24 protein-coding genes and 1 tRNA gene are annotated in these 22,074 nt (G+C 66.1%); 10 read left to right on the plus strand and 15 right to left on the minus strand.

The genetic code is table 11. The annotated features are described in order from the left end of the window. The first annotated feature begins 30 nt into the window (after positions 1 to 30). Positions 31 to 582, plus strand: a complete 552-nt coding sequence (locus HGB39_RS06885; protein ID WP_005573887.1) for a gluconokinase — start codon at positions 31 to 33, stop codon at positions 580 to 582. A 172-nt stretch (positions 583 to 754) separates the two neighbouring features. After that, positions 755 to 1,726 (plus strand): alpha/beta hydrolase, encoded by a 972-nt coding sequence (locus tag HGB39_RS06890; protein ID WP_005264069.1) that lies wholly within the window; start codon positions 755 to 757, stop codon positions 1,724 to 1,726. A 48-nt stretch (positions 1,727 to 1,774) separates the two neighbouring features. Here the strand turns inward: HGB39_RS06890 and HGB39_RS06895 are convergent, their stop codons facing one another. Next, positions 1,775 to 3,271 carry an MFS transporter gene (locus HGB39_RS06895; RefSeq protein WP_043793601.1) on the minus strand — a complete coding sequence of 499 codons (1,497 nt, stop codon included), beginning with the start codon at positions 3,269 to 3,271 and terminating at the stop codon, positions 1,775 to 1,777. Between the two features lie 64 nt (positions 3,272 to 3,335). Between HGB39_RS06895 and HGB39_RS06900 the strand changes: the two genes are divergently transcribed. After that, a complete protein-coding gene (locus tag HGB39_RS06900; RefSeq protein WP_005264071.1) occupies positions 3,336 to 3,716 on the plus strand; it encodes a MarR family winged helix-turn-helix transcriptional regulator in 381 nt (126 codons plus the stop codon). Between the two features lie 4 nt (positions 3,717 to 3,720). On the opposite strand, the gene HGB39_RS06905 is transcribed toward HGB39_RS06900, so the two are convergent. The 13 genes from HGB39_RS06905 to HGB39_RS06965 all read right to left on the minus strand — a co-directional run bounded on the left by HGB39_RS06905 (position 3,721) and on the right by HGB39_RS06965 (position 14,824). Beyond that, positions 3,721 to 4,524 (minus strand): transglutaminase-like domain-containing protein, encoded by an 804-nt coding sequence (locus HGB39_RS06905; RefSeq protein WP_005573890.1) that lies wholly within the window; start codon positions 4,522 to 4,524, stop codon positions 3,721 to 3,723. A 51-nt stretch (positions 4,525 to 4,575) separates the two neighbouring features. Continuing rightward, a complete protein-coding gene (locus tag HGB39_RS06910; protein WP_005573891.1) occupies positions 4,576 to 5,415 on the minus strand; it encodes an alpha/beta hydrolase in 840 nt (279 codons plus the stop codon). A 70-nt stretch (positions 5,416 to 5,485) separates the two neighbouring features. Beyond that, positions 5,486 to 7,084, minus strand: a complete 1,599-nt coding sequence (locus HGB39_RS06915) for a phytoene desaturase family protein (protein ID WP_064080057.1) — start codon at positions 7,082 to 7,084, stop codon at positions 5,486 to 5,488. 33 nt (positions 7,085 to 7,117) lie between these two features. Next, entirely contained in the window at positions 7,118 to 8,341 is a 1,224-nt protein-coding gene (locus HGB39_RS39810) for a cytochrome P450 (RefSeq protein ID WP_005569476.1), read from the minus strand. 103 nt (positions 8,342 to 8,444) lie between these two features. Next, positions 8,445 to 8,521, minus strand: a tRNA-Met gene (locus HGB39_RS06925). Positions 8,522 to 8,582: 61 nt separating this feature from the next. Then, entirely contained in the window at positions 8,583 to 9,221 is a 639-nt protein-coding gene (locus HGB39_RS06930) for an LON peptidase substrate-binding domain-containing protein (protein WP_005569482.1), read from the minus strand. Further along, positions 9,221 to 9,694, minus strand: a complete 474-nt coding sequence (locus HGB39_RS06935) for a DUF309 domain-containing protein (RefSeq protein ID WP_005264077.1) — start codon at positions 9,692 to 9,694, stop codon at positions 9,221 to 9,223. Before HGB39_RS06935 ends, HGB39_RS06930 begins: the two co-directional genes overlap by 1 nt. Before the next feature lie 16 nt (positions 9,695 to 9,710). After that, on the minus strand, positions 9,711 to 10,460 hold the full coding sequence (locus tag HGB39_RS06940) for an ESX secretion-associated protein EspG (RefSeq protein WP_043791209.1): 750 nt from the start codon (positions 10,458 to 10,460) through the stop codon (positions 9,711 to 9,713). Beyond that, positions 10,457 to 11,785 carry a hypothetical protein gene (locus HGB39_RS06945; protein ID WP_005569486.1) on the minus strand — a complete coding sequence of 443 codons (1,329 nt, stop codon included), beginning with the start codon at positions 11,783 to 11,785 and terminating at the stop codon, positions 10,457 to 10,459. Before HGB39_RS06945 ends, HGB39_RS06940 begins: the two co-directional genes overlap by 4 nt. A gap of 3 nt (positions 11,786 to 11,788) precedes the next feature. Beyond that, entirely contained in the window at positions 11,789 to 12,364 is a 576-nt protein-coding gene (locus HGB39_RS06950) for a DUF3558 domain-containing protein (RefSeq protein ID WP_043791213.1), read from the minus strand. Further along, the gene (locus HGB39_RS06955; protein WP_312029797.1) at positions 12,361 to 12,702 is read right to left on the minus strand and encodes a hypothetical protein; all 342 of its coding nucleotides are present in this window, start codon (positions 12,700 to 12,702) and stop codon (positions 12,361 to 12,363) included. Before HGB39_RS06955 ends, HGB39_RS06950 begins: the two co-directional genes overlap by 4 nt. A gap of 97 nt (positions 12,703 to 12,799) precedes the next feature. Continuing rightward, positions 12,800 to 14,143 carry an HNH endonuclease signature motif containing protein gene (locus tag HGB39_RS06960; protein WP_005569492.1) on the minus strand — a complete coding sequence of 448 codons (1,344 nt, stop codon included), beginning with the start codon at positions 14,141 to 14,143 and terminating at the stop codon, positions 12,800 to 12,802. Between the two features lie 51 nt (positions 14,144 to 14,194). Continuing rightward, complete coding sequence (locus HGB39_RS06965; protein ID WP_043791221.1) at positions 14,195 to 14,824, minus strand: TetR/AcrR family transcriptional regulator; 630 nt, start codon at positions 14,822 to 14,824, stop codon at positions 14,195 to 14,197. Between the two features lie 134 nt (positions 14,825 to 14,958). On the opposite strand from HGB39_RS06965, the gene HGB39_RS06970 reads away from it, so the two are divergent. The 7 genes from HGB39_RS06970 (at position 14,959) to HGB39_RS07000 (ending at position 21,590) form a co-directional block, all read left to right on the plus strand. Then, positions 14,959 to 16,104 (plus strand): acyl-CoA dehydrogenase family protein, encoded by a 1,146-nt coding sequence (locus HGB39_RS06970; RefSeq protein ID WP_005264084.1) that lies wholly within the window; start codon positions 14,959 to 14,961, stop codon positions 16,102 to 16,104. Between the two features lie 40 nt (positions 16,105 to 16,144). Continuing rightward, entirely contained in the window at positions 16,145 to 16,906 is a 762-nt protein-coding gene (locus tag HGB39_RS06975; protein ID WP_005569495.1) for an SDR family NAD(P)-dependent oxidoreductase, read from the plus strand. 44 nt (positions 16,907 to 16,950) lie between these two features. Further along, complete coding sequence (locus HGB39_RS06980) at positions 16,951 to 17,646, plus strand: TetR/AcrR family transcriptional regulator (RefSeq protein WP_005569496.1); 696 nt, start codon at positions 16,951 to 16,953, stop codon at positions 17,644 to 17,646. 122 nt (positions 17,647 to 17,768) lie between these two features. Then, positions 17,769 to 18,578: an SDR family oxidoreductase gene (locus HGB39_RS06985; protein ID WP_005569497.1), complete on the plus strand. Its 810-nt coding sequence runs from the start codon at positions 17,769 to 17,771 to the stop codon at positions 18,576 to 18,578. A gap of 22 nt (positions 18,579 to 18,600) precedes the next feature. Next, the gene (locus HGB39_RS06990; protein ID WP_005569498.1) at positions 18,601 to 19,842 is read left to right on the plus strand and encodes an acyl-CoA dehydrogenase family protein; all 1,242 of its coding nucleotides are present in this window, start codon (positions 18,601 to 18,603) and stop codon (positions 19,840 to 19,842) included. Continuing rightward, complete coding sequence (gene fabG, locus HGB39_RS06995; protein ID WP_064080711.1) at positions 19,839 to 20,597, plus strand: 3-oxoacyl-ACP reductase FabG; 759 nt, start codon at positions 19,839 to 19,841, stop codon at positions 20,595 to 20,597. The genes HGB39_RS06990 and fabG overlap by 4 nt, the downstream gene beginning before the upstream one ends. 3 nt (positions 20,598 to 20,600) lie before the next feature. Next, positions 20,601 to 21,590 (plus strand): NADPH:quinone oxidoreductase family protein, encoded by a 990-nt coding sequence (locus HGB39_RS07000; protein WP_005569500.1) that lies wholly within the window; start codon positions 20,601 to 20,603, stop codon positions 21,588 to 21,590. Here HGB39_RS07000 and HGB39_RS07005 read toward each other — a convergent pair. Continuing rightward, positions 21,587 to 22,045, minus strand: coding sequence for an SRPBCC family protein (locus HGB39_RS07005; protein WP_005569501.1), 459 nt, complete (start codon positions 22,043 to 22,045; stop codon positions 21,587 to 21,589). The two genes, HGB39_RS07000 and HGB39_RS07005, sit on opposite strands and share 4 nt — an antisense overlap. Positions 22,046 to 22,074 lie beyond the last annotated feature (29 nt).

The raw sequence follows: 22,074 nt of genomic DNA on the forward strand, positions 1-22,074 counted from the left end.
GGCTGAGAAATGTCGAGTGAGGTTGGTGAGATGCACGTGAGTACGCGCGAATCTGCAGGACGCACGCCGCAGACCGCGGATCCGGTCCTGGTGCTGATGGGGGTGTCGGGGTCCGGGAAGTCGACGGTCGCGGGGATCATCGCCGGCGCCATGGGCTGGGACCTGCAGGAGGGAGACGCCCTGCACCCACCCGCGAATGTCGCGAAGATGGCGTCGGGGCAGCCGTTGACCGACGAGGACCGCTGGCCGTGGCTCGATGTCGTCGCGGGGTGGATTCGGGAACACACCGAGAACGGTCTTCCCGGGGTCATCACCTGCTCGGCGCTGAAGCGCAGCTACCGCGATGTGTTGCGGGGCGACAACGTCGTCTTCGTGCATCTCGCCGGGTCGCGGGCGCAGATCGGGGAACGGCTGACCGCCCGGCTCGACCACTTCATGCCCCCGTCGTTGCTGGACACGCAGATCTCGACGCTCGAACCGATCGAGCCGGACGAGGACGCGATCGTGGTGGACGTGGGCGGATCGCCCACCCAGGTGGCGACCGAGATCATCGCTCGGCTGGAGGAGCGACTGGCTCGGTGAACCTCCGGCAATCGGACGAAAATCAGTCGAAGTCGCTCGGCAACGGGCGACTTCGACTTACCGTGGCGGGAGGTCTCGGGGAGCGGACGTGACAGTTTCGGGTGCGTTTCTCTCCGGATCGCCCTAGGGTGTCCACTTGGCTGGACAAGCGTCCGATACAACGGAGGGCAGTATGCGAACGCGTGAATCGATCGTGTGGCACTGGAATGTCAGTCGGCGGGCGCGCATGACGTTCTGGTTTGCCAGGGCTTTCGTCAAACCGCTGTTCACGATATGGCCGACGACGGACCGCGGCATCGAACTGCTGGCGACCCTCGACGAGCTGATCGACCGGCTTCCCAAGCCGAAGGGCCTCGACATCGAGGCGATCTCGCTCGGCGGGGTGCCGTGCGAGAAGATCACCCATCCGCGACCCACGATCACGTCGATGGACGGCGCCACCATCCTCTACTTCCACGGCGGCGGATTCGTGTTCTGCGGGCTCGCCACCCACCGGGCACTGTGCGGGCTGCTCGCCGCACGTTCGGGTGCACCCGTCGTCTCGGTCGAGTACCGGCAGCTTCCCAAGGGTGCGATCGGGGCGTCGCTGGTGGACGCCATGACCGCGTATACCGAGGTGCTGAACGTCTGCGACGACCCCAGCAGGGTGATCGTCGCGGGGGACTCGGCGGGCGGGTACCTCGCGATGAAGGTCGCGGAAGTTGCCGCGTTGCGGGGCCTCACCCGCCCGGCAGCCGTCATCGGGTACTCTCCGCTGCTCAACCTCGACCTCGAGGATCACGACCCGGATTTCATGAAACGCGACGCGTACCTGCCGATGTCGCAGGTGGCCAAGCTCAAGGATCGCTGGCTGGCCGGGCCCGATCAGATTCCGGGCGCCCAGTCTCCGGTGAACGCGGATCCGGCACTGTTCCCGCCCGTCTTCCTCACCGCCGCCGAATACGAGATCATGCGGCCCGACGTCGAGATCATCACGGACAGGTTCGATCGCGAGGGACGGCAGATCGAGACCCACATCTGGAGTGGGCAGATCCACGCGTTCCCCGTGATCGGCAAGGTGCTGCGGGAGAGTCGCATGATCATCGGACTCACCGTCGACTTCGCGTCCCGCGCGCTCACGGAGTCGAAGCGGCACTCGGCCTGAACGACCAGAACGGGTGGGCCTGTGCCCACCCGTTCCGCCGTCCGGGTCCTATGCGGGGTTGAGCACCCTGCGAAGCAGCGGTGACACCGTGATCAGCAATCCCAGCAACGCGACTCCCGTGACCAGCACGAGGCCGGAGTGGAACTGGTGGAACCCGGCGCCGCTGATACCGGTGGCCGTGTGCGAGCCGGCGGTGACGAGCGCGGTGGTGAGTGCCAGCACGAGTGCTGCACCGACCTGTGCGGATGTCTGCACGAGGCCCGACGCCAACCCCTGCTCGGAGTCGTCGACGCCCGACGTGGCCTGGGCCATGATCGACGTGAAGCCCAGCGCGAAACCGACGCCCAGCAGTAGCACGCTCGGCAGGATCGCGACCGCGTAGTGGGGCTGGTCGCTCCCCGCGAAGAGGAACCACAGGTAGCCGAGGCTCAACGAGGTCAGTGCCGCGATGATCATGCGTGCCGTGCCGAACGCGTCGATCAGACGTCCGACGAACGGCGATCCGAAGGCCACGATGATGCCGGCGGGCAGGAGGCCCAGCGCCATCTCCAGCGGCGACCATCCGAGCACCGACTGCAGGAAGATGGTCATTATGAACTGGAAGCTCAGGTAGGAGCCGAACAGCGCGACGATGCTGAGGTTCGCCCGCACGATCGAGCCGACCCGGAGGATGCTCAGACGTACCAGCGGGTGCGCCACCCGGTTCTCCACGACGAAGAACGACGCCAGCAGGGCTGCGGCCAGTGCGAACGAGCCCAGCGTGAGCGGATCGGCCCAGCCGCGGGCCGGTGCCGACACCACGGTGTAGACGGCGAGCAGCATCCCCGACACCAGCGTGGCGGCTCCCACGATGTCGTGTCCGCCGTTGTCGGCGGCGCGGTCGCGGGGGATCAGGACGGCGCCCGCGACCAGGGCGAGAACCGCGAACGGCACCGGCATCAGGAAGGTCCAGCGCCACCCGGCGCTGGTCAGTAGTCCGCCCAGGATCAGGCCGGACGAGTAGCCGCTGGCTCCGAAGACGGAGAAGATCGACAGGGCCCGGTTGCGGGCGGGCCCCTCCTTGAACGTGGTGGTGAGGATGGACATCGCGGTCGGCGCGGTGAACGCTGCGGCGAGTCCCTTCACGAAGCGGCTCGCGATGAGCAGCGTGCCGTTGTCGACGAGTCCGCCGACCAGGGACGCGATCGCGAACACGGTGAGTGCGATCAAGAAGACGCGGCGGCGTCCGAGGAGGTCGGCAGTGCGTCCGCCCAGCAGCAGCAGACCACCGAATCCGAGTACGTATCCGTTGATGATCCATTGGAGCGAGGTGGTGGACAGCCCCAACTCGGTTCCGATGGAGGGCAACGCAACACCCACCATCGAGACGTCGAGACCGTCGAGGAACATGACGAGGCACAGCACGGCCAGGACGCCCCAGAGGCGGGGCGTCCAGGCCTGGTCGGTCGACGGGGTCGTAGTGGCGCCCGACGAGGTGGCGAGGTCCGGGGTGGCGTCGCTGATAGTCACAGGAAGAATGTAAATGCACGTGCAATCAATGCGCAAGCACTAATTTCTTTTGCATTTAATTCGCTTGCACCTTTTGCGTATGCGCGCTAGGGTGCGGGGCATGAGCTCTGAAGCGGACCTGCGCGGCACGTGGCGGCTGCTCGCGAGCAGATACAACGAGATCGCCTGCGAGTTGGATCGTGAGATGCAACACGCTCACGGCCTGAGCATGAGTGATTTCGAGACGCTCGACCGACTGATGGACGCCACCTGCGAGCGACCTCGGATGCAGGACCTGGCGGCCGAGATGTACCTCAGCCCCAGCGCCCTGTCCCGGAGCGTGGCCCGGCTGGAGAAGGCGGGCCTGGTCGCGAGGTCGCTGTGCGAGGCGGACCGGCGAGGTGTGTTCGTCGACGTCACCGACGCCGGCCGCGAGGTGCACGCCGACGCCAAGAAGATTCAGGTGGGCGTGCTCACCGAAAGGCTTTCGGACGCAACCTGACCCGTCAGGTCAGTGAGGTGGGTGTCGCGTAGTCGTCGGACGGGAATTCGCCGTCGACGACGGCTGTCACCACGGTGTTCTCGAGCGTGATCGCCCCTCCGTGATTGTCCAGGAATGCCGTGTCCGCGGCGTCGCGACCCGTCGCGATCCGCAGGAGTGCCGAACGCGGAGCCAATCGGGTCGCGTCGACCACACGCCATTCGTGATCGACGAACGCCTCGACGACAGCATGGAAGTCCATCGGATCGCACCCCGGCGCGTACACGGCCACCAGCCGCGCCGGAATGGTGACGGCCCGCAGAAGCGCCACCGTGAGGTGGGCGAAGTCACGGCACACGCCCGCCCCGGACAGTATCGTGTCGACGGCGCTGTCGGTGGATCTGCTCGAACCCGCCTGGTACAGCAATCGCGACCCCACCCACGTGGTGATGTCCTGCAGTAGTTCCGGGTGCGGCTTGGACAGATTGAATTCGCCGCCGGTGAAACCGAAGAACTTGTCCGCCTCCGCATATCGGCTCGGGCGCAGATACTTCGACAGGTCGTAGTCGGTGACTGGAGGCGAATCGGCTTTACCCGCAACCGAAGCCGAGTACTCGACGTGCAGCGAGCCGGGTTCACTGTCCAGGAGGTGGACGCGAGTGCCGTGCTCCGCCACCATCTCTCGTGCCTCCACACGATGACCGTCGAGGGTGAACGTCAGCGATTCCGACAACTCCGAACCGGGGGTCCGGGCCACCGCGATCTTGAATTCGAGACTGGTGGCGTCGGTGACCTCGATGTCGAGAGTGGCGCTGACGTGACGTTTCATCAGCCCATCCTGGCATCCATCGGCCGGGGGTGCAGAACACCCCCGCCGAAGTCAGGACTGCACGCGCGGTCGCAACCACTCGACGAGGTCGTCGAGTACCTCCTCGTTCTCCGGTTCGTTGAATACCTCGTGGAACAGGTTTTCGTAGATCTCCACCGTGAGATCCTCCGAACCGACGTACTCCGCGATCAGTTCCGTGCCGTGCACACTCGCGAGTCCGTCGTCCTGGCCGTGCTGGAGCAGCAAGGGAACCGTCAACGACGGCAGACGCTCCGGCAACCGTTCGGCGGCGAGGATCATTCCGCGCGCAATCCCGGCAGGCACCTTTCCGTGGTGGACGAGAGGATCCTCCTCGTAGGCCGATACGACCGCAGGATCGCGGGAGACCAGCTTCGCGTCGAGCGACTCGACGGGCACTCCGGGGAGGAAGCGACCCACCAGCTTGCCGATCTCGACCACGATGCGCGGCGTGCCGCTCGTCACGTCGACCGCAGGCCCGGACAGCATGAGTGCCTTCAGGTCCTGCTGGTGGTCGAGTGCATAGGTCAGCGCGATGGAACCGCCCATGCTGTGCCCGAGGAGGAAGCGGTCGGTGCCGGGCCAGTCCGTCGACGCGATGCCGAACAACTGGTGCAGGTCGTCGGTGAACTCGCTCCAGTCCTTCAGGTGGACCCGTTTGCCGCCCGACCGCCCGTGCCCGCGGTGGTCGGGCGCGTAGATAGCGAGGTCGAGCTCCCCGAGTCGTTCGATCACATGGTCGTAGCGCCGGGCATGCTCCCCGAAGCCGTGGCACAGAACCAGCACGCCGCGCGGGCGCCGCTCGGGGAGCCACACGTCGTAGACGATGGGAATTCCGCCGACGCCGGCGAAGGACGATTCTCGATGCTGCATGATGCCCCTTCGTGGTCCGAATTCGACGACTCAGATCATTGCACGGTGAGGTACCCCGGCACGGGACAAATTAGGGTATCGGTCCCTTCGACAACAGGTCGATGACGGCGCGCGACGTGCGCCGCCGCAGCCACCCACGCGGTCCGTCCTCGCCGAGCGCGGCGCGGGCGGCGTTCAGGCCCGACACCCCGTGTACGCCGCCACCCGGGTGTGCGGAGGCGCTTCCCAGGTACAGGCCCTGAACCGGCGTCTCCGAACGGGACGTGCCCGGCCCCGGCCGGAAGATCAGCTGCTGATGGAGTTGCGCCGTCCCGCCGTTGACGGCGCCACCCACGAGATTCGCGTCGGCCGCTTCGAGATCCGACGGGCGCTGGACGACCCGTCCGACGACCCGCTCCGAGAAACCCGGTGCGTGCGCCTCGAGGACGTCGTCGACCCGCGCGGCCAGCAGATCGGCGGACGCGTCGTCGGTGACGTCGCGCGGTAGATGCGTGTACGCCCAGGCGCTTTCGGTACCTGCCGGTGACCTGGTGGGATCCGCGGTCGTCATCTGCCCGAACAACAGGAACGGGCTGGACGGAACGGTGCCGGTGGTCAGGTCGGCCATCCAGCGGACGAGTCCGTTGTCGTCGGCACCGAGGTGTACGGTGCCCGCTCCGCTCAGGCTGGGGGAACGCCACGGAATCTTCTGCGACAAGGCGTAATTGACCTTCAGGACGGGCGTGTCCCACTCGAAGTGCTCGAGGTCGGCCCGCACGCGGGCGGGGACGGCGTGGTCGGGAAGCAGCGACCCGTACAGTGCGGGCGCAGAGACGTCGGCGATCACCGCCCGACGTGCCGTGTAGCGGACACCCGACGCCGTCCGTACCCCCACGGCGCGACCCGACCGGACGTCGATCCCGGTCACGGCGTCGCCGTAGTGGAAGTGCGCACCCGCGTGCTCGGCCCGGCGCACCATCGCGGCCGACAATTCGCCCGCGCCGCCCACCGGAACGGGGTAACCGCCGTCCTGGGCGAGCATCGTCAGGATGTAACCCATGACGCCGCTGCCCGCTGCGTCCGGCGGGGTGTCGGCGTGCATCGCGTTACCCAGCAACAGAAGTCGACCCGCCTCGCTCCGGAACAGTTCATGGGCCATCCGCCGTGCGGGCAGGAGGAGGAATCGGGCCAGCCGCAGCGACTCGGCGGTCCCCAGCTGTCGCAGCAGTCGGCTCGGACCACGCACGGGCGGGAACGGGCTGAACAGGGTGCTCAGCAGCGGTTCCTTGATGTCGTGCCACTGCTCGACGAGCGCCGTCCACGCGACGCCGTCACCGGGTTGGCGGCGTTCGAGGTCGGCGGCCGTGTCCGCGGGGTTCGGGTGGATCACCGGCGCGTCCTCGTCGGCAGCCGAGCGGGCGTGCCCGAGCGCGCTGGGCGCGTGACTCCACCGCAGTCCGTGCGACTCGAGGTCGAGACCGCGGAGCGCCGGCGACACGGTGGACAGGGGATAGAACGCGCTGAACAGGTCCGACGTGAAGCCGGGGACGAGTTCCGCCGACCTCACCGCACCGCCGGGCGTCGGCTGCGCCTCCACGACCGCGACGTCCCAGCCCGCATCTGCCAGGGTCGCGGCCGCGACGAGTCCGTTGGGACCGGACCCGATGACCACTGCGTCGACGTTGTTCACTCGACCAGGCTGTCAGAAAAGGCGGCGCTCCGCTCAGATGGACGAGGGTGTGAACGTCACCGGCATGTGCTTGAGCCCGTTGATGAAGTTGGAGCGCAGGCGCTGTGCCGGTGCCGTCTGTTCCATGTCCGGCATGCGACGCAGAATCTCGCCCAGCATCACCTTCATCTCGGCGCGAGCGAGGTTGGCGCCGAGGCAGAAATGGTGACCGCCGCCGCCGAACGCAATGTGCTGGGAGTAGTGGCCCGTAGGGCGGTCGATGTCGAACGTGTAGGGGTCGTCGAACACCGCCTCGTCGCGGTTTCCCGACATGTGCCAGATGACCACGCGGTCGCCCTCGGAGATCTCGACATCGTGCAGCACGGTGTCCGTGGTCGCGGTCCGGCGGAACTGCATGACCGGGGTGGCCCAGCGCAACCCCTCCTCGATCAGAGCGTCCAGCTTGGACGGATCCTCGAGCACCTTCCTGCGCTCCTCGGGATGCTCCATCAGCGCCAGCTGGGTGTGTGAGATGGCGTTGCGGGTGGTCTCGTTACCCGCGACCGCAAGGAGCATGAAGAACATGTTGAAATCCAGTTCGCCCAGCTTCTCGCCGTGTACATCGGCCTGGATGAGAGCTGTTGCGATGTCGTCGCGCGGGTGCTTCTTGCGGTCCTCGAACATCTCCAGGCTGTACGCGAACATCTGGGCCGCCGCCGCCCGTTCCTGCCCTTCCTCGAGATGGAATTCCGGATCGGACGAGCCGATCATCTGATTCGTCAGATCGAAGATCAGCTTGCGATCTTCCTGGGGCACCCCGAGGAAATCGGCGATCGCCTGAAGCGGGAGTTCGGACGCGACATCGACGACGAAGTCGCACTCGCCGCGCTCGATCACCGCGTCGACGATGGTCGTGGCCCGCCTCGCGAGAATCTCGTGCAGCTGGCCGATGCGGCGGGGCGTGAAACCCTTGCTCACGATCTTCCGCAGCGCCGTGTGGTCGGGCGGGTCCATGTTCAGCATCATCAGCTGCTGGCCCGCCAGGTCGTCGGGGCTCAGGTCGTCGATGTATGTGGCGCCCCGCCACGACGAGTACGTCTCGGCGTCCCGGTTCACCGTCACGATGTCGGCATGCCGGGTGACGCACCAGAACGGGTCGCCCCGCTCGTCGAGGTGCCGGTAGACCGGTGCCTCCCGCCGCAACACGGCGAACATCTCGTGGGGCACGCCCTTCGCGAAGGTGTCCGGGTTGTAGAGATCGACGTCGGCGAGCTGCACTGTCCCTCCTGAGGCCTCACGTACGAGAATACGTTCTAGTCCTGGAGGATGTGGAACAACGAAAAACGGCCCCGGAGAATTGAATCTCCGGAGCCGTTTCCAGTGGTAGCGGGGACAGGATTTGAACCTGCGACCTCTGGGTTATGAGCCCAGCGAGCTACCGAGCTGCTCCACCCCGCGTTGCATTGACAACACTACACCCTTCCCGGAGTGCTCTTGACCAACCCCGGGGAGGGCTAGGTCACATCAGCCGGAACTGGACCATTTCGATGGCGTTCTCGATCGCCTCGGAGACCTCCCGCAAGCGTTCGTCCGCGCCCGCCGCAGCGAGGATCTGCAGGCGGTCGGCGTCCCCCATCGGAATGTAGGTCGCGATCTCGTAGAGCCGCGTGCCGAGCGACCCGCGGAAAGCGCCGATGACGGGAACGTCGGGTGGGACGTTGCCGGTCTCCGTCGCGAGACGGCGAAGGAGGCCGTACAGGAATTCGAGTCTCTCGATGAGGGACGGGAACTCGTAGTCCGCCGTCTGGGTGCCGGTGTTCTCGTCCGGCCACACATCGACCTCGGCGATCGGATACGGGTTGTCGGGCAACCACTTCGATACCTTGATCCGTTCCTCGGTGCGGCAGAACAGCTCGTACCGCCCGTCGCCGATCGACGCGTGGGATTCGATCCGCGCGATGGTGCCGACATCGTGGCGGACGTCGCCGCCGCCCACCTCGTTGCCGCGGGCAATGAGAACGACCCCGAAACGGGGACCGTCCGGTGCGTCCAGGCAGTCGCGAACCAGTTCCTGGTAGCGGGGTTCGAAGACGTGGAGGGGGAGCTGCTGACCGGGCAGCATCGTCGAGCCCAGCGGGAACATGGGGAGCAGAGTCATCAGGGGATTCTCAATCGGGGTACGGGCGTCGCCGGCAGCGGGTCGACGCGATCGATCTCGTCCGTGAGGTGTTCCGACCATGTCAGGAGGCCGGCGATGTCGAGGCCGTGCGGCGCCTCCACCTCGTAATGCCGGATCCGGTCGTGGCCTTGGCGCAGCAGTGACCGCGCGCCGGTCTTGTTGCCCCGCATCAGATGGGTGAGACCCACCGCGAGCTGGGCGAGCCCCTGCCACAGTTCCCGCTCGTCCTCGGGGGCGATCTTCCACGTACCCTCGAGGACCTCGTGGGCGTGGAACGGCATGCCGTGGTCGAGTAGCCGCTGAGCCTCGGTGATCGCCTCGTCGGGTGGTAACCGCAGGTCGTCGGGGATGCGCGGCACACCCTCGGCGTCGTGGGGCAGGGGTCGGCCGAGTTCGTCGCGGGGGCGTGCGTTGAGGGGTTTCCCCGTCCCGTCCCTGTCCCGATCGGTCATGGGACAAGGGTAACGCTCAGTCGCGGGTCGGCGAAGGGTTGGCGAGGGCCGCGGACACACGTTTCGACAGCTCGTCGCGAACCAACCGGACTGTCGCGGACCGCAGGTGAACACGGTCGTCCTGGTGATAGAGGTACCGGCCGTCCGCTTCCACGTCGATCCAGGTCAGTTCGCCCAGAACAGGCTCGTCGAGCCCGCTGCGCGTACCCCGGATGCAGATGTACCCGATTCCGGTCCGCGGCCGGCCGACGATCCCTCGCAGGAGAGTGCCGTCGGAGGCTCGGGCGCTCTGCAGGACGGACGCACCGCTGCTTCGATTCTCGAGATCGTCGGGGTGAGCGGTCAGGGACGGGGTTCGTCCGGGCGCACAGCCGGGCAGGTCTTTCAGGAGTTGGGTGGTCAGCCAGTCGACGCCCTCGGTGCCGGCGTCGATCCGGATGTCGCCGCGGCCCGGTTCTCCGCGCAGCTGTTCGGCGACGACGGCGGCCCGGCCGCGGATGCTGCCCCTCCGGCGAAGCCCGGAGTCGAGTTCGGGGGAGGGGGCGAGCACCGTGACGGACAGTTGCGGATCCCGGAGCGCCTGGATCGCGGCGACCAGTTTCGGTTCGTCGAGCGCGGTCCGCCACTGCTCCAGCTCGCGTTGCTGGACGGCGTACTGATCTTCTGTCGCGGCCGCGGACCGGTATTGCAGCGGGTACGGCATCCGGTCGAGATCGGTTGCTTCCCAAAGACACATGAATTGGGCTGATGTCAGCCGCCAGTTCATGCGCCGATCACCGGGGGTGCGACGGGGTCGAGTTTGCCGATCAGTTCGTTGCCATTGTCGACGGTGATGAGATAGCTCGGCGTCTGATGCTCCGTGTCGCCATCGCCGTTGCCGCCCGCTCGGCCGGGTGCACCCATCATCCCGGGTGCCATTCCCATTCCGGGACGACTCATGCTCGGTTTCACCGGGGTCGCCGCTGCAGCAGCGGCAGCCGCCCCTGCGCCGGCTGCGGCGCCACCGGACGGGATCGGGCCACCCGGAACCACACCGCTCGAGCTGGACTCGGAGTCGCGCTTGTCGTGTTTCCGGCGCGCGCCCGACGCCGAACCCCCGAGGCCCGAACCTCCGGCACCGGACCCCGAACCTCCGCCGATTCCGCCGCCGTAACCCGCGGCACCCGCGCCGCTGCCCGACTGCGAACCGGTACCGGCCGCATTCTGCGCATTCGCTGCGGCAGTCTGCGCGGCCGATCCGGATCCAGCCCCAGCGCCCTGGTTGGCAGCAGATTCGGCATTCGCTGCGGACGTAGCCGCGGCATCATCGCCTGCGGAATTACCGTCCGCGGAGTTCTCGCTATCCGCCGACAAATCGCCCTCGCCCGACGCGGAGGAGGTATGGCTGTCGGTTGTGCCCCACGAACCGGGACTGCCCGAGCTCGGCGCAGCGACATTCGGATCGACGGAATCGACCCTGCCGTTGGGTGAGTGTGGCGCAGGAAGGACCGGCACATTCGTGCCCACGTCCTGGTAATTCGGGACGTAGATGTTCTGCAGCTTCCGAATGGCCTCCTCCCTCGCCGCATCCCGCGCTGCTTCCTGAGCTTCGGCGGCAGTGGGTGTGAGGGGAAGAAGGCTGAGGGGTTGCTCCGACATCGGTGCTGGGATGCTGTTTTTCACATCCTGCGCAGCACTGCTGAGAATGTCGAGCTTCACGCCAATTGCTTGAACCCCCGAGGTCAATTGGTCACTCGCACCCGCAAGGGTATCCGTCGCAGCGAGCGCCGCGTCGGCGGCAGCGCCCTCCCACTTTTCGGCAATCGTGTTCTTGAGCAGGGCAAACCCGAACCCGATGGGTAGTGAGCCGACGATGGCATGGCAAGCCTGAGCGAGATCCCCGATGATGCTCGGATCCATATCCCGGGTCTTGGCATAAATCTCCGAGTGTTGCCAGCCCTCGAAACTCTCCATCGTGGTGATGTAGGGCGGGTCGATCGCATCCGATCCAAGCTGCTCCGCCGACCTCTGCAGCTTGCTGCGGTGCTGATCGCCGGCGCCATTCGGCAGCACCGCGTCGAAGAAGGGAGCGAGCGGGTCCTTCGGGGCCATCTGTCAATCCCCCTTCGGGATAAACGGCTCAATGATCCGGGCGGTGTCCTCGAGTCCTGCGCACCACTCGGATTCGGGCGCATGCTGGCCGTTTCCCTCGAATACGCTGCGTGTGAAGCCGAGGATGCCGTAAGAGGTTTCGATCGTGAGATCGCATGCGTCGGAGACGCTTGGATCGAAGATCAAGATCGCGCGACGACCGTTGATGTCGATGGGTGTGGAGTGATTCTTCTTTTTCTCTTGTTCTTCTGCGAACGTGATGTTCCCGGACAGAACATTCATGACGTAGCGGCGTTGCAGCGTGTCATACCCGCAACCGAGGAAGGTGTAAGAATCGGGCGTGAAGTCCGCGTTCGCTTCACTCTGCGGGTCGTAACCAGCTTGGATTAAGGCCGAATCAGGGATATCAAGGCATGGATCGAACGCCACTCGCGGGCGGTCCGAGTTGTCGACATGTCTCGGAACCCGGGTAGTGGGCGTGGCCACGGATTCCGGGTCCAGTTGATCGGCTTTTTGTGTGCTGCAACCGGCGAGTAGCGTCAGTGAAAGGGCAGCCAGGACCATTGCATTGCGCTTCACTGCTCGATCTCTCCTTGGATCCCGGCCAGCGCCCGCCCGATTGCACTGTCGGTCTCCGCAAACGCTTCACCTCCGGACTGAAACGTGTCCCTCATAGTTTCTATGACGAGACGAAACTGGTTGAGGCGCTCCCTGACGGATCCGGAGCCAGCGCTTCCGTTGAGCTTTTCGTCATACCGGCCCTGGAGCTCTTGCGCTGAATCGAATCCACCAAAGCCGGAGATGTATCGGAGGGTGTCAGCGTTTCTTATCGCCTGATCAATCTGCTCGATCATCGTGTTGCAGATGCCCACGCATCGTTGGATTGCGTCATCTTCCAGACGCAGTGTTTTGCTCATTCCCATCCCCCCAGTACTCGACAGGACCCCCACGGCCGCGTGCGGAGATGCTACCGCACGGGTGTGTCACTCGGTCTAGTGCGCAGCGACCCGATGTTCAGGCCGCGTGGAGGTATTCGATGAGGATGCGCTCCACCGGTGAGCTGATCTGAACCTCACGGAACGGCAACGGTTTCGGTAGTGGTGGTGCGGTTGATCGGTACCGGTGTCCGGTGGGGGTGTGGATCTCGATCTTGTGCAGTCCGCCGGGCAGCTGGTGGGGCTTGGCGTTCCACCCTGCACCTTGTTTGGCGTAGTTGCAGGCCGCGCACAGGCCGGCTCCGTTGTGTGCGGTGGTCGGGCCCTCGTATTCGCGGGGTTGGATGTGGTCGTGATGCCGGATCGGCGCATCGCACCACGGTGTCCGGCATGTTCGATCGCGGAGATCGATCATCCTCGCCAACCCGGCGGGGAAGCAGCGGGCTTGGGACTCGGTTGCGGTCAGGGCTCCCGAGTGCGGGTTTGCGTACAGGCGGCGCAGAGTCACCCGCGCCTCGTCCCCGGTTTCCGGATCGATCGCGGCCTCGACTGCCTCCTTGATCCAATGCCCCGCCAGTGCCGCGGGGACGGGCCCGTACCCCTGCATGTAGGCGGGTTCGGACCCCCGGTCGAGGAGTGCACGGTCGGAGATGACGAGGTTCACGGTGATCGGAGGTGCAGTCGCGGTGTGGGGCGCGCCGGTTACTCGGGAGACGAGGAGGTCGGCCATGATCTGCGACCGCGTGCGCTCGTCACCGGCGGCGAGGATCGAATCGGCGTCACGGGCGAGAGTCGCGTGCACCGCGACCCCCTGTGCCACCGGCAGTAAAGCGCTGACGTAAGCCATGGTGTCCGGTGCGGGACGGGAGGTGACCCGCCGATCCGATACCGCCTTGCGGGCCCGCTGCACCACGGCCTCGGCGTCGACTTCCGCAGCGGCCGCGCGAACTTTCGCGCACACCGCCTGATCGCCGAGCCCGTCCAATGTCGCCGGGTCGGCGCACAGCAGGTAATCGAGTGCGGTGCGATCTTCTCGGGTGAGGCATGCAGTTTCGCGGACGAGAATCGTTGCCCGCCACTCGCTCAGCAACCCTCGTTCGAGCAGCGCCAAGGTGCAGGGCATCTCGTGGACGAGAGCGGTCGCCATGCCGAGATGGCGGCCCCCTCGAAACGGTGAGTCCCGTCGTGCCAAGGCCACCTGGTTGGCGATGCCTCGCCCTCGCTGTGCGGCCGGCACTTCGCGGTCTGCTCGTGCGGCGCGGATGGAGGCGTCGAGGTCTGCGGTCACCCGGGCTTGCACGCCCGCGCAGGCGGCTTTCACCTCTTCGAGTGTGCGGAGTACGTCGATGCGTGTCGCATCGTCGATATCTCGGTCGAGTTTTGGTAACTCGGCCAGAAATGCGATCACCGCTGCTGCATCCACCCCGACCCCCCGGTTGCCGTCGATTCCCCCGAATCGAACGTATGTTCTAGCTTAGCCGACCCCACTGGATCCTGGCAATACCTCGCCGGCACCCACCATGCGCATGGCGAGGTCGGCGTACAGGTCCGCGACAGCCTCCGGCTCGGTGTAGGCGCCTGCCGGGAACCAGCGGCAGATGTCGACGCACAGAGACATGAGGGCGAGGGTGACGCCTTCGCCGTCGGGCACCGTGAATTCGCCGGATGCGGCCCCGGCGTCGACGACGGCACGAACGATGCGGGTGATGTCGCGGCGCAGTTTGACCACGTCGCGATAGTGCTCGGGTGTGAGGGCGTTGAGTTCGTACTGCACGACGCGAGCCTGTGCGTGGTGCGTGGCCTGCCAGCTCGCGAACGCGCCGATCATCGCCTGCAGTCTCGTCGAGGGCGCCTCGTCGGGGAGGTCTGCACTCACGACGACGTCGAGCGCCGCGGTGTGGCCTTCGTAACTGATCGCGAAGAGCAGCTCTTCCTTGGATCGGTAGTGCGGGTACATCGCGGCGGGGCTCATATCGAGGCGGGCGGCGATCTCACGGGTGGTGGTGCCCCCGTAACCGCTGGTCGCGAACGCGTCGACGGCTGCGGCTCGGATGCGGGCGGCAGCCTTGGAAGGGCTGATCACCTGGTTCGGTGATTCGCTCATGTCTTTCTCCATCCTCGGCTGCGCGGCTGTTGACAATACCGCGCCGCACCATCAGTATAAGCAAGCGCTTAGAAAATAAGCACACGCTTACAAGCGTGGACACACCACAGCTGGATTTCGAAAAAGGAGCGGTCATGCGACGCACCCTGTACGGCCCCGATCACGAGGCATTCCGCGAATCGGCCCGGGAGTTCGTGAACCGCAACCTCCTGCCGGTGGCCGACAAGCTCATCGAGCAGCGCTTCATCGACCGCGAGATCTGGCTCGAAGCCGGCCGCAACGGATTCCTCGGCCTCGAGGTCCCCGAGGCGTACGGCGGAAGCGAGGCCGGTGACTACCGGTTCAACGCGGTTCTCGCCGAGGAGCTTTCGCGGGCGAGCGCCGCCGTGTCGTCGAGCTTCGGTATTCACGCCGACGTCGTCGCGCCGTATCTCGTGCAGCTCACGACCGAGGAGCAGAAGCAGCGCTGGCTGCCCAGGTTCTGCACCGGTGAGCTGCTCACCGCGATCGGTATGACCGAGCCTTCCGGCGGTTCCGACCTCGCGTCGCTCAAGACCACCGCGGTCAAGGACGGCGACGACTGGATCATCAACGGTTCCAAGACGTTCATCACCAACGGCTACAACGCCGACCTGGTGATCGTCGCGGCGCGCACCAGCCCCGAGAAGAAGTCCAAGGGCATCACCCTGTTCGCCGTCGAGACGGGCATGGAGGGCTTCGAGCGCGGACGCAAGCTCGACAAGGTCGGCCAGCACGAGTCGGACACCGCCGAACTGTTCTTCGAGAACGTGCGTGTCCCGTCGACGAACATCATCGGTGAGATCGACCGCGGATTCATCCACATGATGGAGATGCTGCCGCAGGAGCGGGTCGGCGCCGCCGTCTCGAACATCGCGCACGCCGCGCCGATCCTCGAGGAGACGATCCAGTACGCCAAGGACCGCAAGGCATTCGGCCAGCCCATCGGCTCGCTGCAGTGGAACAAGTTCCTCCTCGCGGACCTCGTCACGCGTGTCGAGGTCACCCAGGCCTACGTCGACAACTGCGTCGCCGCACACGCCGACGGTGAGCTCACGGCAGTGGACGCCGCCAAGGCCAAGTGGTGGACTGCTCAGGTGCAGAACGAGGTCCTCGACCACTGCGTGCAGCTGCACGGTGGCTACGGATTCATGACCGAGTACCGTGCCGCCCGTGCGTGGATGGATGCCCGTGTCACCAAGATCTGGGCCGGTTCCAACGAGATCATGAAGGAACTGATCGGCCGCGACCTCGGCCTCTGAACCCGTACCCCGTAGCCCGACGACAAAGGAGTCGCTTCGTATGTCCGTTCTCGACAAGTTCAGCTTGACCGATCGGGTGGTCGTCGTGACCGGTGCGTCGTCGGGCCTCGGGGTGGCGTTCGCGCAGGCCGCGGCGGAGGCCGGCGCCGACGTGGTGCTGGCAGCACGCCGCACCGACCGTCTCGAGAAGACCGCCGAGCTGGTGCGGGCCGCGGGACGTCAGGCGCTGTGCGTTGCGACGGACATCGCCGACCCGGCTCAGGCGCAGAACATGATCGACGCGGCCATGGAGAAGTTCGGCCGCGTGGACGTGCTCGTCAACAACGCCGGCGTCGGTACGGCTGTCCCCGCGACGCGGGAGACGCCGGAGCAGTTCCGGCAGGTCGTCGACATCAACCTGAACGGTTCCTACTGGGCGGCGCAGGCGGCGGGCAAGGTCATGAAGCCGGGCAGCGCGATCGTGAACATCGCGAGCGTGCTGGGTCTCACCACCGCGGGACTTCCGCAGGCCGCGTACGCCGCGAGCAAGGCCGGGGTCATCGGTCTCACCCGCGACCTGGCGCAGCAGTGGGGTGCCCGCAAGGGCATTCGAGTGAATGCGATCGCTCCCGGGTTCTTCGAGACGGAGATGACGGATCAGTACCAGGACGGGTACCTCGAATCGATGAAATCGCGGCTGGTTCTCGGTCGCCTCGGCGATCCGGAGGAGCTGGCCGCGACCGTGGTGTGGCTCGCGTCGAACGCCGCCGCGTACGTCACCGGCCAGACGATCGCGGTGGACGGCGGCATCACCATCACCTGAGCGTCGGGTTGGGCGGGCCTGCCGTGCTGGCGTATAAGTAGGAAATGACCACGCGCACCGTCCATGAAGAGTGGGACGACCAGCCCGCCCCGTCGATGGCGGCCACCGATCTGTTGCGGGAGCCTCCGGCGACCCCGCGTGGAGCACGCACTCGCGCGGCGTTGGTGGCGGCCGCGCGGACGGTATTCGAGCGGTCCGGGTACCTCGATGCCAGGCTCACCGACATCACGAAGGAAGCCAACTGCTCGACGGGGTCGTTCTACACGTACTTCGACAACAAGGAGCAGGTGTTCGCCGCCGTGCTCGAGGTGGCGCAGGAAGACATGATGCACCCGGGTATGAAACGGGTGCAGGACACCGACGATCCGTACGCCGTCCTGGAGGCGAGTAACCGCGCCTACCTGGAGGCCTATCGGCGTAACGCCAAGCTGATGGGGCTGCTCGAACAGGTCGCGCACATCGACCCGGCGTTCGCGGACCTGCGGCGTCAGCGGGCCGACGCGTTCATCGCGCGCAACGCGCGGGGCATCGCGGAACTGCAGGCGCGGGGCATCGCCGACAAAGAACTCGACCCGATGCTGGCGTCGCGGGCGCTGTCGGGGATGGTCAGCCGGTTGGCGTACAACGTGTTCGTGGCCAGCGTGAACGGGACCGACGGCACTCCCGTCGACTTCGACGACGTCGTGTTCACCACGACGCGCATCTGGGCAAATGGACTGAGGTTCCCCGAGCGGAGCTGAGCTCTCTCCGACGGCGTCAGCGCGTGGGACACCCAGGTCGACGAAACTGAATCCGACACCGGGTTCAGGTGTTTTCTGTGGAAGACTGGGGCACGTCCGTGTCCCCTCGAGGGAGGAATCTCGTGCAGGTTACGCAGAAGGTCGCCATCGTCACCGGTGGCGGAGGTGGAATCGGCGGTGCACTCGCGGAGCGGCTCGCCGCCGAGGGCGCCCGGGTCGTCGTCACCGATCTCGATGCCGCATCGGCCCAGGCGGTGTCGGACCGGATCAACGCGACACGTCCGGGGGCCTCGATCGCCCGCGGCGCCGACGCGTCCGAGGATGCACAGATCGCGTCGGTCATCGACGCCGCGGAGGAGGCGTTCGGCCCCGTCGACCTCTACTTCGCCAATGCGGGTGTCGCGGCCGGGGAGGGCCTCGAACCCGACGATGCGGTGTGGGACCTCGCCCTCGACGTGAATGTCCGTGCGCACATCCGCGCGGCACGCCGCCTGGTCCCCGGCTGGATCGAGCGCGGCGAGGGGTACTTCGTCAGCACGGCCTCCGCCGCCGGGCTGCTCACCCAGATCGGGTCCGCCCCCTACTCGGTGACCAAACATGCCGCAGTCGGATTCGCCGAATGGCTGTCCGTCACATACGGCGACAAGGGCGTCCGCGTCAGCTGCCTGTGCCCCATGGGCGTCAACACCAAGCTGCTCACCGACGACGCCGCCCTGTCGGCCACCGCCGCACGCGCCGTCACCACCGCGGGTTCGGTGCTCGAACCATCCGAGGTGGCCGAATGCGTGCTCGCCGCAATGGAAGCCGAACAGTTCCTGATCCTTCCGCACCCCGAAGTGCTGGAGATGTACCGGCACAAGGGCGCCGACTACGACCGATGGATCCGGGGAATGCGCCGCTACCAGGCCTCGCTCCTCGCCCAGTCGTCCTGACCCGACCGCACGAGGAGTCCGCATGTCGCTGTTCGACTTATCCGATCGCGCCCGGCAATACCAGATCGATCTGCTGGAGTTCATGGATTCGCATGTGTATCCGGCGGAGGCGGTGTATGAGGAGCAGATGCGGGAGTCGGGGGATCCGCATTTCCAGCCGCCAGTGTTGGAGGAGTTGAAGGTTGAGGCGCGGCGTCGGGGGTTGTGGAATCTGTTTCATCCGCATCCGGGGACGGGTGCGGGGTTGACGAATCTCGAGTATGCGCCGTTGGCGGAGATTATGGGGCGCAGTCATATTGCGTCGGAGGCGTGTAATTGCAATGCGCCGGATACGGGCAACATGGAGGTGCTCGAGTTGTTCGGTACGGCCGAGCACAAGGAGAAGTATCTGACGCCGTTGCTGGAGGGGACGATGGCGTCGGCGTTCGCGATGACGGAGCCGGCGGTGGCGAGTTCGGATGCGACGAATGTGGAGTTGTCGATGGTCCGGGACGGTGACGAGTATGTGCTCAACGGCCGGAAGTGGTTCGCGTCGAATGCGTTGCATCGGAATTGCCGGGTGTTGATCGTGATGGGGAAGACGGATCCGTCGGCGGCGCCGCATCGGCAGCAGTCGATGATGGTGGTGCCGATCGATGCGCCGGGGGTGACGGTGATGCGGGGGTTGCCGGTGTTCGGGTATCAGGATCGTGAGGGGCATGCGGAGATCGACTTCGCGGATGTTCGGGTGCCGGCCAAGGATGTGTTGAAGGGCGAGGGGGAGGGTTTCGCGATTTCGCAGGCGCGGTTGGGTCCGGGCCGGATTCATCACTGCATGCGGGCGATCGGGATGGCGGAGCGGGCGTTGGAGTTGATGTGTCGTCGGGCGTCGTCGCGGGTGACGTTCGGGAAGCCGGTCAGTGAGAATGCGAATATTCAGGATTGGATTGCGGAGGCGCGGATCGAGATCGAGATGATCCGGTTGTTGACGCTGAAGGCGGCGTATCTGATGGATACGGTGGGGAACAAGGAGGCGCGGACGGAGATCGCGGCGATCAAGGTGGCGGCTCCGAATATTGCGTTGAAGATTGTGGATCGGGCGATTCAGGTGCACGGTGGGGCCGGTGTCACCGACGACTTCCCCCTCGCCATGATGTACGCCCATCTGAGGACATTGCGTCTCGCGGACGGACCGGACGAGGTCCACAAGATGTCCATCGCGAGAAGAGAACTCCGCAAATACCGTACGAAGACCGAGAACAACCAGCATGGAGGAAACAAGTGAGCCAGGAACGTAGAACCGCCATCGTCACCGGATCGGCCCGGGGAATCGGCGCCGCCGTCGCGAAGCGGCTGGCCGACGACGGCTACGCGGTCGCCGTCCTCGACCTCGACGAGTCCGCGTGTGCCGGCACCGTCGACGCGATCAAGTCCGCCGGCGGCGAAGCGCTGGCCGTGGGCGCGAACGTCGCCGACGAGGCCTCGGTCGCCACGGCGGTCGAGCGAGTGGCGGCCGAACTCGGTGCTCCGACGATCCTGATCAACAACGCCGGGATCACCCGCGACAACCTGTTGTTCAAGATGACCGTCGACGACTGGGACGCGGTCATGAACGTGCACCTGCGCGGTGCGTTCCTGATGTCGCGGGCCGTGCAGAAGTACATGGTGGACGCCAAGTTCGGGCGCATCGTGAACCTGTCGAGCACCTCTGCGCTCGGTAACCGCGGGCAGGTCAACTACTCCGCCGCCAAGGCGGGCATGCAGGGCTTCACCAAGACGCTGGCATTCGAGCTCGGCAAGTTCGGTGTCACCGCGAACGCGATTGCGCCCGGCTTCATCGAGACCGAGATGACCGCCGCCACCGCCGAGCGGGTGGGTGTCGGCTTCGAGGATTTCAAGAAGGCGGCGGCGTCGCAGATCCCGGTGAACCGCGTCGGGCAGCCCGAGGACATCGCGCACACCGCGTCGTTCTTCGTCAGCGAGGGCGCCGGATTCGTCTCGGGGCAGGTCGTCTACGTCGCCGGTGGACCGAAGGACTGATCGATGAAGGCGTGGCGTGTACACGAATTGGGGCAGCCGAGGGACGTTCTGACGTTCGAGGACGTCCCCGACCTCGAACCGAAGCCCGGGGAGTTGCTGGTCAAGGTGCTCTCGGCCGCCGCCAACTTCCCGGATGTGCTGTTGTGCCGCGGCGAGTACCAGATCAAGCCGCCGCTTCCGTTCACTCCCGGTGTGGAGCTGTGCGGCGAGGTGGTGGGTCTGGGCGAGGGTGTCACCGAGTTCTCCGTCGGTGACCGGGTGATCGGCATGCCGAGTCTTCCGAACGGCGGGTTCGCCGAGCTGGCCGTCATGTCCTCGGCCACAGCGTTCCCCGCTCCGGAGGCCCTCGACGACGCCGAGGCGTCGGCACTGTCGATCGGGTACCAGACGGGATGGTTTGCGCTGCACCGCAGGACGCAGATCCAGCCCGGTGAAACCCTGCTCGTGCACGCTGCGGCAGGTGGTGTGGGCAGCGCGGCCGTGCAACTGGGTAAGGCGGCGGGTGCGAAGGTGATCGGCGTCGTCGGCGGTCCCGAGAAGGCGGCCTACACGCGGGAACTCGGTGCCGACCTCGTGATCGACCGGCACAGCGAGGACTTCGTGCAGGCCGTGAAGGACTTCACGGACGGCCGCGGTGCCGACGTCGTGTTCGATCCGGTGGGTGGCGACTCCTACACGAAGTCGACCAAGTGCATCGCGTTCGAGGGTCGCATCATCGTGATCGGGTTCGCGAGCGGCACCATCCCGTCGCCCGGGCTGAACCACGCGCTGATCAAGAACTACTCGATCATCGGGCTCCACTGGGGGTTGTACAACGCCAACAACCCCGCTGCGATCCGGGAGTGTCACGAAGAGCTGACGAGGATGGCCGCGGCCGGCGAGATCAAGCCGATGATCAGCGAGCGGCTCGGGCTCACCGACGTCGCGGACGGCATCGCACGGCTCGGCGAGGGGACGACAGTCGGACGGCTGGCTTTCCTGCCCGGACGCTAGCGGTTGCGCTTCGCGTACAGCTCCTCGAGGTTGTGCCGCAAGGTCACCTCGGTGTTCTTCACGGCCGTTTCGACGAATGGTTCGACGATGAGACCGAGGGCCTTGCCGGTGAGGCCGCCGGGGAGTTTGTACGCGAAGTCCACGCTGATCTCGGTCTTGTCCTCACCGTGAGCGGTGAACTCCCAGGTCGAGGAGTTGGCGGCGCCGTCGAGCGACGCCAGGGTGATGACCCGGTCCTGCTCCCACTCGGTGACCTCGAGCCGCGACCGCAGGGTGCTGGGGCCGATGTGGATCGCGGCGTCGAACGTCGACTCCATCCCCTGGTCGAATTCCCCGATCGGACGGAACTCCGAGACCCCGAACATCCAGTCGGGGACCGTCCGGTAATCGTCGATGTACGCGAACGCCACGTGGATGGGGACGGCTGCGATCGCGGAGTGACGGACGTGGATCATCAGGTGGTCCCTGGCTCTCTGTCGGAGAA

The organism is Rhodococcus opacus (assembly GCF_012396235.1).
In the GTDB taxonomy this organism is placed as follows: domain Bacteria; phylum Actinomycetota; class Actinomycetes; order Mycobacteriales; family Mycobacteriaceae; genus Rhodococcus_F; species Rhodococcus_F opacus.